A 14,405-nucleotide genomic window follows, 5' to 3' on the forward strand; every position below is an offset into this window, starting at 1 on the left:
GGTATGACCGCATATCCGCATGTATACTGCGGCCACGCTATTAGTTATCACTCACCTGATTGGCCGTTTGCACGCGGGAGAGTGGGCGATAACCGTTGCTGAACTCCTCGAACTGGATTCGATATCGACTCCTCCGAAGCACCGAATTACCCGCCGAGAGTCGTGATCTAGACGTGTCTCGGTGAATCCCTGTTTCGGAGTGCGGATAGTGTGTCCACACTGTGCGAACGGACGACAGGGTAAACCGTCTCCCCGGCGTATCTCAAGTGGTAGCCGTACTGCCGAACCGGTGACGACGCGTGTCGATGCAGTCCGTGTCTGCCAGACGGATATGGGCCACTCGGTAGAACACACAGCAAGCCGACTCACTTTCCGCTCGCTGCGTCCGGTACACCAAAGCCGCCAATTATGACTGAACACACAAAGAAAACGATAGAAACGCGAACGATCGACGGCGTCGAAGCACTGGTCAACGTAGATTCGGAAGAGATCTTCATCGATCTCCCCGCGTCGAATCCACGGTACATCCGTGTTCAGAAAGGCGGCCGTATCCAAGAAGGCGACGTCGGTACTCAGTCAACTGCTGAGATGGCTGGGCCGCTACTCACGCATTGGGTCGTCGAATCGATAACCGAAGAAACCGTAATAGGGAGAGATACCGAGACCAACGAGACACGGGAATGGGACCGCGAACAGCTCATTCAGCGCCTTGGGACCGGTGGACTCAGCGCAGAGCTGGCGACGTTCGGACGGGTAAGCGTCACCGAACTCGAAGAGTGGCGCGGGAGGCACACCTCCGAAGGTTCTGAAGAGGCTAAGCCGTACGTGGTTGTTACTGCGTACGGCAACAACGGGGAAAAGTTCACACAACTGTACGCGGCGACCGAGACTGGCAACTGGGATTCACTAGAAGTAGTACAGCAAGATTCACACGTCCAGGCGCTCAGCGACGAGCTACGGACACGCTTCGACGACGCCGTCCACGAGGCGCTCGAAGTCGAACAACGGTATCAATAGATTCGCCCTTAGTGCAATCTGCCCCTCACGGATTATCGGTCAACCGACCATACTGGTTGTCCGTCGATCGACGCCGACCAGCCCTCTCGTGGGAAGGTGAGTTCGTCACCCGCTGAGCCACCAGCCGTAGAGGTGCTCTTGAGACTCAGCGTCGGATTGCTTCTTCGACTGACCGTACGTCTTCCCCTTGAGGAGTTGGCGTTCGACCGCGTTCGCGGCGAGTCGGAGCGCGTGGGTGGCACCGTAGCCTTCGCCATCGGCCGTGAAGTAGCCGCGGTCAGTCACCAGTCGAATCCGTGCCAACACGAGTGGTACACCCCGGCTCTGTTCTTTGTGTTCCTGTAGTTCGATACTGGCCTTGATGACGCTCATCTCGCCGTACTTCGAGGTGACGCTCTCGATCAACGCGGAGACGTCGTCGTAGTCCATCCCCTCTAGCAAGTCGAGTCCGAACACTTGCACGGCGTTCCGGTCGTCGCGTTCCCAGGTGAGCGCCTCAATGACGTCCGTCTTCGTGATGATACCGACTGGGTCGCCCGTTTGGTCGGCCGTGACGACGAGCGACGAGACCTCGTGTTCGAACATCGTTTCGACGACCTCGTCGAGGGGGGCGCTTCGGCGGACCGTCACAACTGCATCGGACATCAGATTCCTGACCGGAAGGTCGAGCATCCGGTCTGAGTCGCCCTCACGAGCACCGAATCCACCGTGAGACCCTCCAGAGCGTCCGCGGCCACCGAAGCTGCCCGACGACCCACCCTGGCTCTTGCTTCCACCTCGCGTCGTGAATTCGATAACGTCGTACAGACTTACCATCCCCACAAGATCGTCCCCGTCGATAACAGGGAGGTGGGCGATACCGGATTCCCGAAGCACGTTAAGGGCTTTTCCGATCGTCGCCTCGGGAGTCGTGCTGACGAGCTTCGGCGAATACGCGTCTTCGACGGTCACGGCATCGAGAAACGGACGCACGGCTTCGAGGATAGCATCTGCGGTCACCACACCGAATATACGCTCTTCATCGAGTACGGGAAGCGTTTTGGCGTCGCTCCCGATCATGAGTCGCGCGACCTCCCGAACGTCTTCGGTGCGTTCGACGGTCGGGACGTGCTGGGCCTGTGAGCCGACCTTTGCGGAGGGCTGATTGGACGAGGAAGCCAACTGTCGGCGGCTGACGACACCACGATACTCGTCACCGTCAGTCACCACGACGGCATCGAGTTCTTGATTCTCGAATGCGCCGGCGACCTTCGACAGCGGCGTCCCGATATCGAACTCGGTGAACTTCGTGGAGAGAATTTCGGAGATATCCATGAGTAACTCTCTAGTGAGAGGGGCGCTGGACGGTTATGCCTGTCCCACACTTGGGGGTCGGGGGTGTTCGAAGGGCGGCGTTACGGCGACGGAGAACGCCAGCAGTCCAACGAGAAGGCTACACCCGACGGCGACGACCCCCGTCGCTAGCACACTCACGTCGCCACGCGAGGCAGCTGAGTGCGTTCAACCGCCGAATCCGGCCGAGTGATGTCCACGACCCGGTCCGTGTGAACGCTCCTCCTTCACGAATCGTCGGTGCGCCACCCGCGCGGCAGTACGTTCATCCCTACTCACCACGAAGTGTTCTCTCATGCCGGTCAACGTTCTCGTCGCCTTCGATGGCTCTCCGCTTTCAGAGCGCGCGCTCGCATATGCCATCGAGACCTTTCCGGACGCGTCCATCACATCGATGTACGTGATTAATCCGCTCGACTCGGTTATCGACGTGGAGGCTGGCGGCTTACCAGTCGCCGAAGACTGGCACGAGAATGCGAAAGAAGTCGCAACCGAAATCCACACGACGGCCACGGACCTCGCGGCGGAACGGAATACCGAACTGGTTACCGTCACGGAAGTCGGCAAACCGGCACGAGCAATCTCGGAATACGCCGACGACCACGACGTCGATCAGATCGTCATGGGCAGCCACGGCCGCTCGGGAATCGACCGTGCGCTCCTCGGGAGCGTTGCCGAGACGGTTACCCGCCGAGCGCGGATTCCGGTGACGATCGTCAGTTGAACCATTCGGACCAGAAGGACTCGAGGGCGGTCGATAGTGGGGACCCGCTTCGTCTGCACTGAGACAGGGACACGATGACAGACCGACAATACAGAATCAGGATGCAGTGTATGGAGAGACCGCGTGACCGTTACTAAATCACCCTCGCTCTCGACGTGTGCTGTCCAGATCGAACGACGAGGCGGTCGCGGCGAAGCGGGGGCGCGAGCCCTCGCACGACACCTCTGGGACACGCCCGGCGTCCACGACGTCGACGTCTCGTTCCGAACGGGGAGCGTTCGAATCACCTACGACGAGAGCGTCACCTCGGAGGAACAGCTTCGAGAAGCGGTTCGCGACCGCGACGTCTCGATTCGGGACGACCCCGACACGGCACCCGGCGAGGCGACCACCCGCTCGGACCTCAGGCGGGAGGCCGTGTTCGTCGGGCTGACGCTGGTCGGCATGGTGACCGGCCTGGCGACGGGATGGCTCGGTGGACCGTCACTCCTCATGTGGGCCGGCTACGGCGTCGCGTACGCCTTCGGTGGCTGGTACGGGCTCAAGGGGGCGATCGAGACGCTCCGTCACGGCGCTGTCGACATCGACCTGTTGATGATCGTCGCCGCGCTCGGGGCGCTCTCTATCGGCGCACCGTTCGAGGGAGCGATGCTCCTCTTCCTGTTTTCGCTGTCGAACACGCTCCAGCACTACGCGATCGGCCGCTCGCGCCGGGCGATCAAGTCCCTCGTCGAGATGCGGCCGGACGAGGCGCAGGTCCTCCGCGATGGTGCGGAGGTGACGGTTCCCATCGAGGAGGTCGCCGTCGGCGACGTGTTCGTCGTCCGCCCCGGCGACAGAATTCCGCTCGACGGCATCGTCACGTCCGGCGAGGGAACGGTGGACCAAGCCTCGCTCACCGGCGAATCAGTTCCCGTACCCAAGGTGCCCGGTGACGAGGTGTTCGGCGGCACGATAAACGAGAGTGGGAGCCTCGAAATCGAAGTCACGCGGCAGGCACACGAGTCGGCGATCAGCCGTCTCATCCACATGGTCGAACGCGCCCAAAGCGAGAAAGCCCCGACACAGCGGCTCATCGACCGTCTCGAACAACCGTACGTCCTCGGCGTGTTCGGGCTCACGATTGCAGCTATCGCCGTTCCGGTCGCGCTCGGGAACGAGTTCACCGGGACGTTCTACCGCGCGATGACGCTCATGGTCGCCGCCTCGCCGTGTGCGGTCATCATCTCGACGCCCGCGGCAGTCCTCTCAGCTATCGCCTCCGGAGGCAGACAGGGCGTCCTGTTCAAGGGCGGCGAGCACGTCGAGACCGCCGCGCGTATCGATGCGGTCGCCTTCGACAAGACCGGGACGCTCACGCAGGGAGACACGCAGTTGACTGACGTGTTCGTCCGTGACGGCACGGCAGACGAGACGCTGACCGAGGACGAACTCCTCTCTATCGTGGCCGCGGTGCAGGCCCGCTCGGAGCACCACCTCGCCCGTGCGACGGTACGGGCGGCAGATGCTCGCTCACTCGACGTCCCCGACGCGGAGCGGTTCCAGTCGGTCGCCGGGAAAGGGGTCAAAGCGGACGTCGACGGCACGACGACGCACATCGGGAACCGCAGTTACTTCGAGACCGTCCTCGGGGACGCGGCGATCGACGGTCTCGAACCGGGCCTCGACCGTCTCCAGACGTTAGCGGCGGAGGGGAAAACGAGCGTCCTCGTCGCCCGAGAGCACCACGGCGACGTCAGCGTGTCGGGGTGGCTCGCCTTCACCGACACCGTTCGCCCTGGCGCGGCCGAGATGATCGACGACCTCCGCTCGCTCGGTGTGGAGCACATCGTCATGCTGACGGGCGACAACGAGCGCGTCGCACAGCGCATCGCCGACGAAGTCGGCATCGACGAGGTACAAGCCGAACTGCTCCCGGAGGAGAAAGTGGCGACCATCGAGGACCTGGTCGGGCGATTCGAGAACGTGGCGATGGTCGGCGACGGCGTCAACGACGCGCCGGCGCTCGCCACGGCGACCCTCGGCATCGCGATGGGCGGTGCGGGAACCGACGTCGCGCTCGACACCGCTGACGTGGTGCTGATGGGCGACGACCTCAGCAAGATTCCCTACGTGCTCGGTCTCGGACGCAGGACTCGCCGGACGCTCACCATCAACCTCGCAATCGCCTTCGGCGCGATTGCACTCATGGTCGGTGCGATCCTCCTCCGAGGTATCCCGCTCCCGCTCGCAGTAGTCGGCCACGAGGGCTCGACGGTCATCGTCTCACTGAACGGCCTTCGACTGCTCGGCTTTCGTGGGTGAGCACGTCACGGGCGACGGAGGCGAACTCCCCCAGGTCGCTCGGAGGACCGCCGGTCTGTCGCGATGACGAGAGGCCGGCGGGCTTTCCAACCAGCCTGTTCATCTACACGCAGGCCGTACGTTCCAGTATGAAGACGGTTCACCGGTTCCTCGCGGCTGCGGGCTTCGTCGCGCTGTCCGGTATGGTGAGCTTGCCGCCTTGATGGCTCCTGTGCTCCTGCCCGTCCTCACTCCCACGGGTTCGTCCCCAGCGCGTGGACCAACAGGATCGCCCCGACGGCGATGCCGACGAGGACGAGCGCGACCGGGAACGCGGCGTCGAGGCCGGTCGAGAGGTACGACACCCAGATCTGCACCGGGAGCGTCCGCGGGTAGTACGCCAGCATGAGCGTCGCGCCGAACTCGCCCATCGCCCGCGCGAACGTCAGGGTCACCCCGGCGAGGATGCCCTGCTTCGCCAGCGGGAGCGTCACGCGCCGGACGCTCCCGATGCGGTCCTCGCCGAGCGAACGGGCCGCCGCTTCGAGTTGCCTGTCCACGCCGTCGAAGGCCGTCTTCGCGGTCACGACCAGAAATGGCGAGGCGACGTAGGTCTGCGCGAGGACGACCCCGACCAGCGAGCGCGTCAGCGGGACGCTCGTCAGCTGACCGAGGCCCGCGGGGCCGACCAGCTTGAGCAGTAACATCCCGCTGACGACCGGCGGGAGGACGAGCGGGAGCATGACCATCGCCAGAATCACGTCGCGGCCGCGGAACGACGTGCGCGAGAGCCAGTAGGCCAAGGGGAGGCCGAAGGCGACGGCGACCAGCGTGCTCAGCGTCGCCGCGACGACGGAGTTGGTGGCGGCGGTCACGACGACGTCGCTCGTCACGTCGCCGACCAGCGACGCCGGCGACTGCGCGAGGACGAGCGCGCCGATGGGAAGCAGGTAGTAGACGAGGAGCATCCCCGCGAGAAGCAGGGTCAGGCCTCGCCACGTCTCGGGCAGGAGTCGCGTGACGCCGCTTTCGCGGCGGTTAGGCGCTCGGTGGGACATCTCCGAAGTAGTGCGGGTGGCTCGCGCGCACGGCGAACCCGGAGGGTTCGAGGAACTCGCCGGCGGTCCCGACGAGCGCCTCGAACACCGATTTCGACGCCGCCGTGTCGGTTCGTCGCGTCGCGGCGTACCGGATTGGGCCGCCGCGGACGGTGACACCCTCCGGGAGCGTGTAGGAGACCGTCGCGTACGCCGACGCGTGTTCGGGGTCGCTCAGGTTGATTTCAGCCGGGAGTTCGAGGTACGGGTAGTCGCGTTCGACGGCCATGCTCCGGTAGACGAACGCCGCGTCGATGCCGCCGGCGTCGAACTGCGCGAGCAGTTGCGTCTCGGGGTAAATCTGGTCGCGGCGGAGCAGGTCGTTGGCGAACGCCGGCCGGCCGTAGTAGCCGGCGGCGAGCGCGAGCGCGAACCGCGTCCGGTAACCCAGCGGGTCGAGGTCGGGGTCGGTTCGGCCGAGGCTGACGTCGTCGTCGAGGAGGGCGTCGGGCCACGACGCGGCGTCGGCGACTCGCTCGCCGCCGTCGGTCTGGGGGTTGTACGCGACGACGAGCGCGTTGTTGGCGAACGTCGCGTACCACGGGACAGAAAGCGGCGCGTCGAACAGCGTCGGGTCCGCGAGGGCGACGATGTCGGGGTCGCGTTGGTCGTCGTCGACCATCCGCGCCACGCGGGCGGAACCGTGTGCCTCGACCTCCACGCGGGTTCCCTCGGGCGATTCGAACTCGGCGGTGAGCGCCCGCTGGAGGCTCCCGGCGGCGAGAATCGACACGGTCGGCGTCGACCCGGCTCGACCGAGACAGCCCGCTGTCGCGGTGAGGCCGGCCGCCGCGACCCCACCGACGGACGCGAGGAACGCCCGCCTGCTCGACCCGTTCGCGGAGTCGCTGGTGTTCTCCGCCGCGTCCGTTCGGGTCGGCCGACTCCGTCTCTCTCGCGTCATCTGGTCAGGGTCTCTTGGAGATGTCTTCGAGCGATTCGGGGTCGGTAGACGGGTCGAGCGCGCGTGCTTCGACGGCGCGGACGCCTTTCACCGTCCGCGACCCGTCGACGTCGGGCGCGATAAAGCGCGTCTCGTAGTCGTGCTCCTCGCCTATCGGCGTCCCGTCGCGGGCGTAGGCGAGCACGGCGTCGAGAGCGTCGTACACGTCGATACAGACGCGATACCCGTCGGCGCTCTCGACGACGAGGTGCGTCGTCTCGTCGTCGAGGTCGACGTCATCGAAGAGGTCGAAGACCGGAACCCCGGTCCACGTCGCGGTGTGGCGCGTCCCCGACGCGCACGCGACCGTCACCGTTCGGTCCTCAGCGGGGAAGTCGAGTAACTCCGCGCCCGACAGCGACGCTCGGTGGTCGCCGCGGAGGAGAATCGGCCCGGACGGGACGGTCGCCGGACGCGACCGGTCGTGTTGTGCGTGCATGCGTATTCACTAGTCCGATATTGGTTGACTCTAACGGTGTGTGTAACCTCAAACAATTAAGGGTTTATAACTGTCTGAAAATGAGTCTCCCGACGTGCTGGGTAGACGGACGTCGGAACCCGGGCGCGCGGTTTCGACTCGGTTGCGAGTCGGCCGATTCCGACGTCCGAACATTCATTATTTCAAGAATGTATGTTTAATCTATATGTTTGGGGCCCAGTCCGAGTTGGCGGTGTTCGTCCTCCTGATGCTCGTCTGGACCGTCTTCGTGCTGTATTCGGCCTCGGTGTTCACGTGGTTCGTCGAGGTGCTCGTCCTCGCGTGGCGACAGACCATCCCCGCCGGGGACGTCGCCTACGGCTACGACGACATCCAAGTTCGCATCATCACCATCGACGCGGCCAACATCGTCCAATCGACGGTGAATGCGGTCCCCGACGACCTCGCCGACGTTCGGGTCGTCGCCGAGAAGCCGATTTCGGTCGACGGCGCGACGGTCCACGCCGTCCCGGAGGAGTTCACCTGCACGGCGTCTCACAAGGGCCGCGCGCTCGAATGGGCGCGCCGCGAGATTCCCTGCGACAAGGAGTTCGTCCTCTACCTCGACGAGGACACGCTGATGGCGAACTTCGAGGGGTTGCCGGAGGGCGACATCATCCAGATAACCGAACTGCCGGTGTACACCGGGTCGTGGGTAACGTACCTCTCAGAGGTGTTCCGTATCGGCTACCAGCGCGAACAGCGGGCGTTCGGCCGCTTCAGCTTCCCGCTGTACGCGTGGGGCGGCGGCATCGCGATTCGGACGAGCCTCGAAAACCGCATCACGTGGGACTCGAAGACCATCACCGAGGACACGGACTTCGCGTGGCGCGCCGCCGCCGCCGCCGACCTCGATTTCAGCGTGCTGAACTGCAAGTTCCGCAATCAGGCCCCGCCGTCGGTGATGACGATGCTCAAGCAGCGTCGACGGTGGTTCTCCGGGACGCGACAGGATTCGGACCTCCTGCCGCTGCACTATCAGCTGTTTCTGCAGTTCCGCCTCGTCGCGTGGGGCTTTTCGCCGCTCATCCCGCTGATAACGCTCGTCACGTTCGTCATCCCCGGCGCGCTCCCCGACTTGGTGCTCTATCGGGTCGGCTCCCTTCTCGAGTTCGCCACGCTGTTCGTCGTGACGGGTGCTGGCGTGGCAAGTTACTGGTCGGAGTCGAAACTCACGCTCCTCGCGGTCCCGTGGACGCCGGTTCTCGTCGTTCTCAACACGGCGGGCGCGCTCTGGGGGTTCGTCTCCCCGGTCGAGCACTTCGCCGTCACGACCAAGGTGCCGCTGGAGACGGTCGAAAAGCGCAACCCCGCGTTCGAGCCCGGCTCGCTCACGAAACACGACGGGCGGAACGACTTACCCGAGCATCTGGACGTGAACCGGCTCACGAGCGAACTCCGCGAATCGCTTCACATCCCTGATGATTGATGTGAGACTCTCGTTCCGTCTCGTTCCCCGGGACCCGATGATCACGGGTCCAACGACCCTCCGGTGGCTGGCTCTCGCGCCGTGACAATCGAGTCGCCGATTGATGCCCTCGCAGCGCGTCTCTTCGCGCATGAACGCGCACGCGAACACCGGCTCCGACCGCGCTCGCAAACACGAGCCCTTCCCGGCGTACGGACCCGTGGACGCGGCGCTCGGGTTCGTCGTCTTCTATCTGTTCGTCGAGCGCGCCACGCCGACTCTCGTCGACACCGTGACGGGTGTCGTTCCCGGGCTCTCGGCGTCGGCGGTCGGCTTCGGACTCGCGGCGTTCTTGTGGTTCATCTTCGTCGTGACGACGCTCGACCAACTCCGCCGGCAACTCGCGGCGCTCGGGGTCGTCGCCGGGGACGCCGACCGACCCGACCGCGTAGCGTCGGGATGGGCCGTCCCCAGCGTCCCGCGACTTCTCGTGTACGCCGTCGTCACCGTCGTCGGCGGCTCTATCGCCGTTCTCACGTTCGACCGCGCCGTCGATGCGGGCATCGCGTTTATCCGGCTCGCCACGGACCTCGGTGTCGGCGTATTCCCGTTCGGCGCGTTCCCGCTCGTCGAGTTCCTCGTCATAGTCGTCTTCTTCGTCGCGTTCGGCGCGGCGACGCACTCGCTCGACAGGGTCGTCATCGGGAGCGTCAGGACCGCGTTCGCGACGGTCCGCCCGTAAATCCGTCAGCGGACACGACGTTCTCTCCGGCGAGACGTATCGAACCACAAGACTGTTATCCTAGTTTTCTGATTGACAGAGACGAGAGTCCCCATGAAGCGTCGTACGTTCCTCCAACTGACCGGCCTCGGGGCCGTCGGCGGACTCGCCGGCTGTCTCGGTTCGAACTCCCCTCCCCCGCGAAAGTCGAGCGTCGTCTCCGACTTCGAGGTCTCCGACGGCTCGCTCGTCGTCGACCTCGCCGACCAGACGTGGGTGATGTCCCGCTACGAAGCCAACGAGCAGTCGTCGCTGTCAGGGTTCGACCCGCAGTCGCTGGCCGCGCTCAGCCCCGTCGGGGTTGCGAGCGCGAAAGGCAAGGGCGGCGGCGGTGGCGGCCGCGGCGCGACCGGCCGCGGCACGGGCGGCTACGCCTCCGCCCCGCGGACGGTCCACGGCCACGCGTGGTACCACGGCGGCGACTACGCCGACGACTGGTACGAGAACAACGCCGGCAAAGTGAGTCGGTTCCCCGTCGGCGTCGCCGCGCTCGGTATCGCCTACCTCGGGTCGACCGCGGCGATGCGAGACGACGCGCCCGACGCCGGCCCGGTCCCGTGGGACCGTGAGATACAGGACCCGAACGAAACCGTCGAGTACGACATGGCGAACGGAAGCCAACTCGGACGAGACGGCTGGTACCGCGTCGGCGCGCACGTCGTCGGCGACGACGTGAACCACGACTTCCGCTGGGAGTGTTACGACCTCGAAGTCACCGACGGTATCGGTGACGCGGGATACTCCATCGAGGAAGAGTGGAAAGTCTCTCCGCGCATCTGAGCGCGGCTGACGCGCGCTTTCCCTCGCCCTCTATCATTCACCCACTCGCCCTTCATCGATGTCCAACACGCGAATCGACACGGCGACGCTCCTGACGCTCACCTTCGTGGTGTCGTTCTGTAGCTTCGCCTACGAGTTCGTCTACTCCGAACTGCTGACAGTGATGTACGGCGGGACGGTCACCCAGTACGTCATCACGGTCGGGCTGTACTTCTTCAGCCTCGGCATCGGCGCGGCGCTCTCGGACGACCTCGACGGCGCGAACCTCGGTGGGAACTTCTTCCGCACCGAGGTGCTCCTGGCCGCGGCCGCACCCGCGGGCTTCCTGCTCATCGTCGGTCTCAACAGCGTCCGCATCCCGCAGGCGGTGCCCGCGGAGGTCATCTGGACCGTCGCCCGCCTCCCCGTCGTCGTCGTCGGATTCCTCTCGGGGTTCGAACTCCCGCTTTTGACCCGCATGTTCGACGAACTCGACGACGACGGGTCGGCGACGCCCTCGTGGCTCCGAACCGCAGGCGCGCGAATCCACGATTTCGTCGTCGCCGCTGTCGGTACCCTCTGGACCGTCGAGCGGACCGAGGGCCGCAGAAGCGGGCTGTCTGTCATCCTCGCGATGGACTACGTCGGCGGCCTCGCCGGTGCCGTCGTCTACGCCCGCGTCCTCTACCCGGGTCTCGGCCTCATCCCGACGATATTCGTGCTGGCGCTCCTCAACGGGGTCGCCGCGCTCGTCTTCGTCGCCCACTTCGGCGAGTGGTCGTGGTGGCCCTTCAGCGACGCCGCCCCGTCCGCAAGCCCCGCCTCGTCCGCCAGCGCCGCACACGGCGGGAACGCGACCGACAGCGCCCGAGCCGACCGGTCGCTCTCGGCCGCCCGGGTCTCGAAGACGCTCCTCGTGGTCTGTCTCCTCTTGACGGCGACCTACGCGGGCGTCGTCGCCAAGCACGACGTCGCCGACGAGCGCCTGTCGCAACTCTACCTCGAACAGCAGATAGAAAACGAGTATCCGCCGGGCGCGATGCGCGCGACGGTCACCTCACAGGAGACGACCGCCTACCAGCACGTCATCAGATACAACCGCACGTGGACCGGCACCGGCCCGAACCCGCACTTCGACGGGCGGACGGAACAGTGCCTCCGCCTCGGCGCGGCCGTCCAACTCTGCGAGAGTTGGGCCGACAGCTACCATTGGGGGCTAGTCGACGTGCCGATGTCGCTGGTCGAACCCGGCCCGGAGACCAAGGTACTCGTCGTCGGCGGCGGCGACTGGATTGCCATCGACCACCTGCGGGAGTACGGCGTCACCGTCGACCACGTCGACCTCGACGGCGAGTTCATGCGCGACGCGAAGACGGACCCCTTCTTTGGCCGCTGGCACGACGACGCCCACGAGTACGACCGGCTGAACACGACGGTCGCCGACGGCTACCGGTACCTCCAAGAGACGAACGAGACGTACGACCTCGTGTTGCTCGACGTGCCCGGCGCGACCGACGACGACCTGCTCACGCTCTACTCGACCGAGTTCTACCGCTCCGTCCGGACCCACCTCTCCGAGGACGGCGTCGCGGTGACGTGGGGCTACTCGCCCGACGCCTACCCCGAACACCACAAGGCGTTCGTCAACACCGTCGGGGCCGCGGGTTTCACCCAAGAACTTTCCTACTGGGTGCGCGAGGACCTCGACGACGACGGCGAGACCGAGCGCGTCGAGCAGTTCTACGTGCTCGCGCCCGGCGACCGGCCCCGGCTCACCGGCGACGGCGCGACCCGGTACGTCCGCGCCCGCGAGGAGCACTACGGCTCCGCCGAGTGGCACGCGGTCCCGCACTACCGCGGCGTCCGCGAGAACTCCATCTTCCACCCGAACTACGACATCCTCGTCGACACCTGATTTCCCATGCCCTCCCAACCACCTTCCACCACCGAACCGCCCGCCGCCTCCGACCCGTCTCCGCCGGCCGAGACACCGACCGAACTGTACTTCGGCTACAGCGCCGACGCGCCAGACCTGACGACCGTGGACGTGAAGACGGTCTCCCCGGCGACGCTCGCGGGCGAACCGGCGGTCCTCACCGTCATCGGCGAGTCCCACTACGTCGGCCTGCCGGCGCTCGACTTCCACGAGCTGTGTTCGTGCAAGCCGCTACCACACGAGCGAACCCACGAGACGCCGCTTTCCGTCGGCTCGGAACGCGAGTTCAGCTTCGAGAGCGACCGAATCAACGCCCAAACGGTCGTCGAAGGCCGGCCGCTTGACGCCTTCCCCGGTCCGGACGACGCGACCGTCGCCTATCGGTTCGGCCCGGAGGCGTGGACCACCATCCGCGTCGGCGACGGCGGCTACGAGACGTACCACACCTACCCGGAGCACGACCTCGCGCTGTACACCGAGACGACGATGACGCCCGAACGAGAGGCTCAGCGATGACTCCCGAACGAACTACCCAACGATGACCCGAAACGCCACCACCTACGACGGCGACGTGACGCTCAACGGCTCCGAACGCCCCCCGGTCGAACTCCGCGACCCAGCGGACGTGTTCGTCGGCGGCGCGAGCGTCGCCGGCGACCTCACCGTGCAGAACGCCGAGTACGTCTTCACCCACGCGCCGGTGACCGACGACGCGGCCGTCGGCGACGCGACCGTCGAGACCGAGATTCGCGGCAGCCTCGAAGACGGCTACGTCCAGTCGGTCGACGGCGACGTGCTCCTCGGCGACGCCGAAGACGTGTTCATCGCGGCCGCCGCCGCCGACGGTGCGGTCTCGGCACCCGGTGCGGAGAACGTCTACGCGGGCGAGGCGACGCCCGGCGCCGCTCCCGACGACTACGACGTGTCCACCTTCGGCTGGAAGCAGTCGGGGAGCGCGACCGACCCCGATACCGGCGTCTACGCGGTCGGCATGGCCCACGACATCGACCTCACGAAGGTCAACTCCGACGTGGAACTCTACCTCGTCGGCCACGGCCACGAGGTGCGGGTCGAGGGCCGGGGCGCGGCGGTCTCCGTCCACTTCGTCGGCTACGACAACACCGTCAGCGTCGGGCCGTACCTCGCGTCGAGCGTCGAGACCGACACCGGGTTCGACAACGCGGTCGACGCCGACCCCTACCCCGCCGAGGACCTCGTCGAGATGTCCCGAAGCGAGGCCTACTCGAACGCCGGGTTCGGCCGCCGCAAGGTGACGTTCCAAGAGCCGGCCGACGGCGACGAGTGGTGTCCGAACTGCGGCAAGCCCGCCGAGGCCATCATCGAGCGCCACCAGATGGAGGCCTTCTTCCTCTTCGGCTGGCCGCTTTGGAGCTTCGAGCAGAGCACCAACCCCGCCCGCGAGTGCGAACACTGCTCGCCCAACGCGATTCACGCCGAACTCTCGGCGTCCGAGCGCCGCGAGATATTCGACTGACGCCGACGGCGGTCCGAAGATATATATCAAAACACCAGACAATGTTGCACATACGACTGTCCGCGCGTTCGACCGTCGCCCCGAAGACCGAACGCGCCCGCCGGGTCTGCACCCTCAGCTGCACCCGCCACACCCGCTGTCCCCGGCACACC

13 protein-coding genes are annotated in these 14,405 nt (G+C 65.8%); 9 read left to right on the plus strand and 4 right to left on the minus strand.

Annotated elements, in window-relative coordinates; genetic code table 11:
* Window positions 1-408: 408 nt before the first annotated feature.
* A complete protein-coding gene (locus BN984_RS16400; protein ID WP_049968753.1) occupies window positions 409-1,017 on the plus strand; it encodes a hypothetical protein in 609 nt (202 codons plus the stop codon).
* Window positions 1,018-1,122: 105 nt separating this feature from the next.
* On the opposite strand, the gene BN984_RS16405 is transcribed toward BN984_RS16400, so the two are convergent.
* Window positions 1,123-2,331 (minus strand): CBS domain-containing protein, encoded by a 1,209-nt coding sequence (locus tag BN984_RS16405; protein ID WP_049968754.1) that lies wholly within the window; start codon window positions 2,329-2,331, stop codon window positions 1,123-1,125.
* Window positions 2,332-2,644: 313 nt separating this feature from the next.
* Here BN984_RS16405 and BN984_RS16410 point away from each other — a divergent pair, with 313 nt between their 5' ends.
* Entirely contained in the window at window positions 2,645-3,073 is a 429-nt protein-coding gene (locus tag BN984_RS16410) for a universal stress protein (protein ID WP_008097119.1), read from the plus strand.
* 123 nt (window positions 3,074-3,196) lie between these two features.
* Window positions 3,197-5,377 (plus strand): heavy metal translocating P-type ATPase, encoded by a 2,181-nt coding sequence (locus BN984_RS16415; protein ID WP_049968755.1) that lies wholly within the window; start codon window positions 3,197-3,199, stop codon window positions 5,375-5,377.
* A gap of 227 nt (window positions 5,378-5,604) precedes the next feature.
* Here BN984_RS16415 and BN984_RS16420 read toward each other — a convergent pair whose 3' ends face one another.
* The 3 genes from BN984_RS16420 to BN984_RS16430 are packed head-to-tail and all read right to left on the minus strand — an operon-like array spanning window position 5,605 to window position 7,835.
* Entirely contained in the window at window positions 5,605-6,414 is an 810-nt protein-coding gene (locus tag BN984_RS16420) for a molybdate ABC transporter permease subunit (protein WP_008097121.1), read from the minus strand.
* A complete protein-coding gene (locus BN984_RS16425) occupies window positions 6,395-7,357 on the minus strand; it encodes an extracellular solute-binding protein (protein ID WP_049968756.1) in 963 nt (320 codons plus the stop codon). Before BN984_RS16425 ends, BN984_RS16420 begins: the two co-directional genes overlap by 20 nt.
* Window positions 7,358-7,361: 4 nt before the next feature.
* Complete coding sequence (locus BN984_RS16430; protein ID WP_008097123.1) at window positions 7,362-7,835, minus strand: molybdopterin-dependent oxidoreductase; 474 nt, start codon at window positions 7,833-7,835, stop codon at window positions 7,362-7,364.
* Window positions 7,836-8,040: 205 nt separating this feature from the next.
* Here BN984_RS16430 and BN984_RS16435 point away from each other — a divergent pair, with 205 nt between their 5' ends.
* The 6 genes from BN984_RS16435 to BN984_RS16460 all read left to right on the plus strand — a co-directional run bounded on the left by BN984_RS16435 (window position 8,041) and on the right by BN984_RS16460 (window position 14,253).
* Window positions 8,041-9,303 carry a glycosyltransferase family 2 protein gene (locus BN984_RS16435; RefSeq protein WP_081909246.1) on the plus strand — a complete coding sequence of 421 codons (1,263 nt, stop codon included), beginning with the start codon at window positions 8,041-8,043 and terminating at the stop codon, window positions 9,301-9,303.
* A 130-nt stretch (window positions 9,304-9,433) separates the two neighbouring features.
* The gene (locus tag BN984_RS16440; protein WP_244877482.1) at window positions 9,434-10,024 is read left to right on the plus strand and encodes a hypothetical protein; all 591 of its coding nucleotides are present in this window, start codon (window positions 9,434-9,436) and stop codon (window positions 10,022-10,024) included.
* Between the two features lie 93 nt (window positions 10,025-10,117).
* Entirely contained in the window at window positions 10,118-10,843 is a 726-nt protein-coding gene (locus tag BN984_RS16445) for a hypothetical protein (protein WP_008097127.1), read from the plus strand.
* 58 nt (window positions 10,844-10,901) lie between these two features.
* Window positions 10,902-12,737, plus strand: coding sequence for a spermidine synthase (locus tag BN984_RS16450; RefSeq protein WP_049968758.1), 1,836 nt, complete (start codon window positions 10,902-10,904; stop codon window positions 12,735-12,737).
* Between the two features lie 6 nt (window positions 12,738-12,743).
* On the plus strand, window positions 12,744-13,274 hold the full coding sequence (locus BN984_RS16455) for a hypothetical protein (RefSeq protein WP_049968759.1): 531 nt from the start codon (window positions 12,744-12,746) through the stop codon (window positions 13,272-13,274).
* A gap of 22 nt (window positions 13,275-13,296) precedes the next feature.
* Window positions 13,297-14,253 (plus strand): hypothetical protein, encoded by a 957-nt coding sequence (locus tag BN984_RS16460; protein WP_049968760.1) that lies wholly within the window; start codon window positions 13,297-13,299, stop codon window positions 14,251-14,253.
* The last annotated feature ends 152 nt before the right edge of the window (window positions 14,254-14,405 follow it).

The organism is Haloferax prahovense, from assembly GCF_000723845.1.
GTDB classification, from domain to species: Archaea; Halobacteriota; Halobacteria; order Halobacteriales; family Haloferacaceae; genus Haloferax; species Haloferax prahovense.

What these genes read in the sequence shown, in the direction of transcription:
- BN984_RS16445 (WP_008097127.1), top strand. Translation starts at nt 10,118, where the DNA reads ATGAAGCGTCGTACGTTCCTCCAACTGACCGGCCTCGGGGCCGTCGGC.
- BN984_RS16405 (WP_049968754.1), bottom strand. Translation starts at nt 2,331, where the DNA reads ATGGATATCTCCGAAATTCTCTCCACGAAGTTCACCGAGTTCGATATC.
- BN984_RS16460 (WP_049968760.1), top strand. Translation starts at nt 13,297, where the DNA reads ATGACCCGAAACGCCACCACCTACGACGGCGACGTGACGCTCAACGGC.
- BN984_RS16450 (WP_049968758.1), top strand. Translation starts at nt 10,902, where the DNA reads ATGTCCAACACGCGAATCGACACGGCGACGCTCCTGACGCTCACCTTC.
- BN984_RS16430 (WP_008097123.1), bottom strand. Translation starts at nt 7,835, where the DNA reads ATGCACGCACAACACGACCGGTCGCGTCCGGCGACCGTCCCGTCCGGG.
- BN984_RS16425 (WP_049968756.1), bottom strand. Translation starts at nt 7,357, where the DNA reads ATGACGCGAGAGAGACGGAGTCGGCCGACCCGAACGGACGCGGCGGAG.
- BN984_RS16410 (WP_008097119.1), top strand. Translation starts at nt 2,645, where the DNA reads ATGCCGGTCAACGTTCTCGTCGCCTTCGATGGCTCTCCGCTTTCAGAG.
- BN984_RS16420 (WP_008097121.1), bottom strand. Translation starts at nt 6,414, where the DNA reads ATGTCCCACCGAGCGCCTAACCGCCGCGAAAGCGGCGTCACGCGACTC.
- BN984_RS16455 (WP_049968759.1), top strand. Translation starts at nt 12,744, where the DNA reads ATGCCCTCCCAACCACCTTCCACCACCGAACCGCCCGCCGCCTCCGAC.
- BN984_RS16435 (WP_081909246.1), top strand. Translation starts at nt 8,041, where the DNA reads ATGTTTGGGGCCCAGTCCGAGTTGGCGGTGTTCGTCCTCCTGATGCTC.
- BN984_RS16440 (WP_244877482.1), top strand. Translation starts at nt 9,434, where the DNA reads ATGAACGCGCACGCGAACACCGGCTCCGACCGCGCTCGCAAACACGAG.
- BN984_RS16400 (WP_049968753.1), top strand. Translation starts at nt 409, where the DNA reads ATGACTGAACACACAAAGAAAACGATAGAAACGCGAACGATCGACGGC.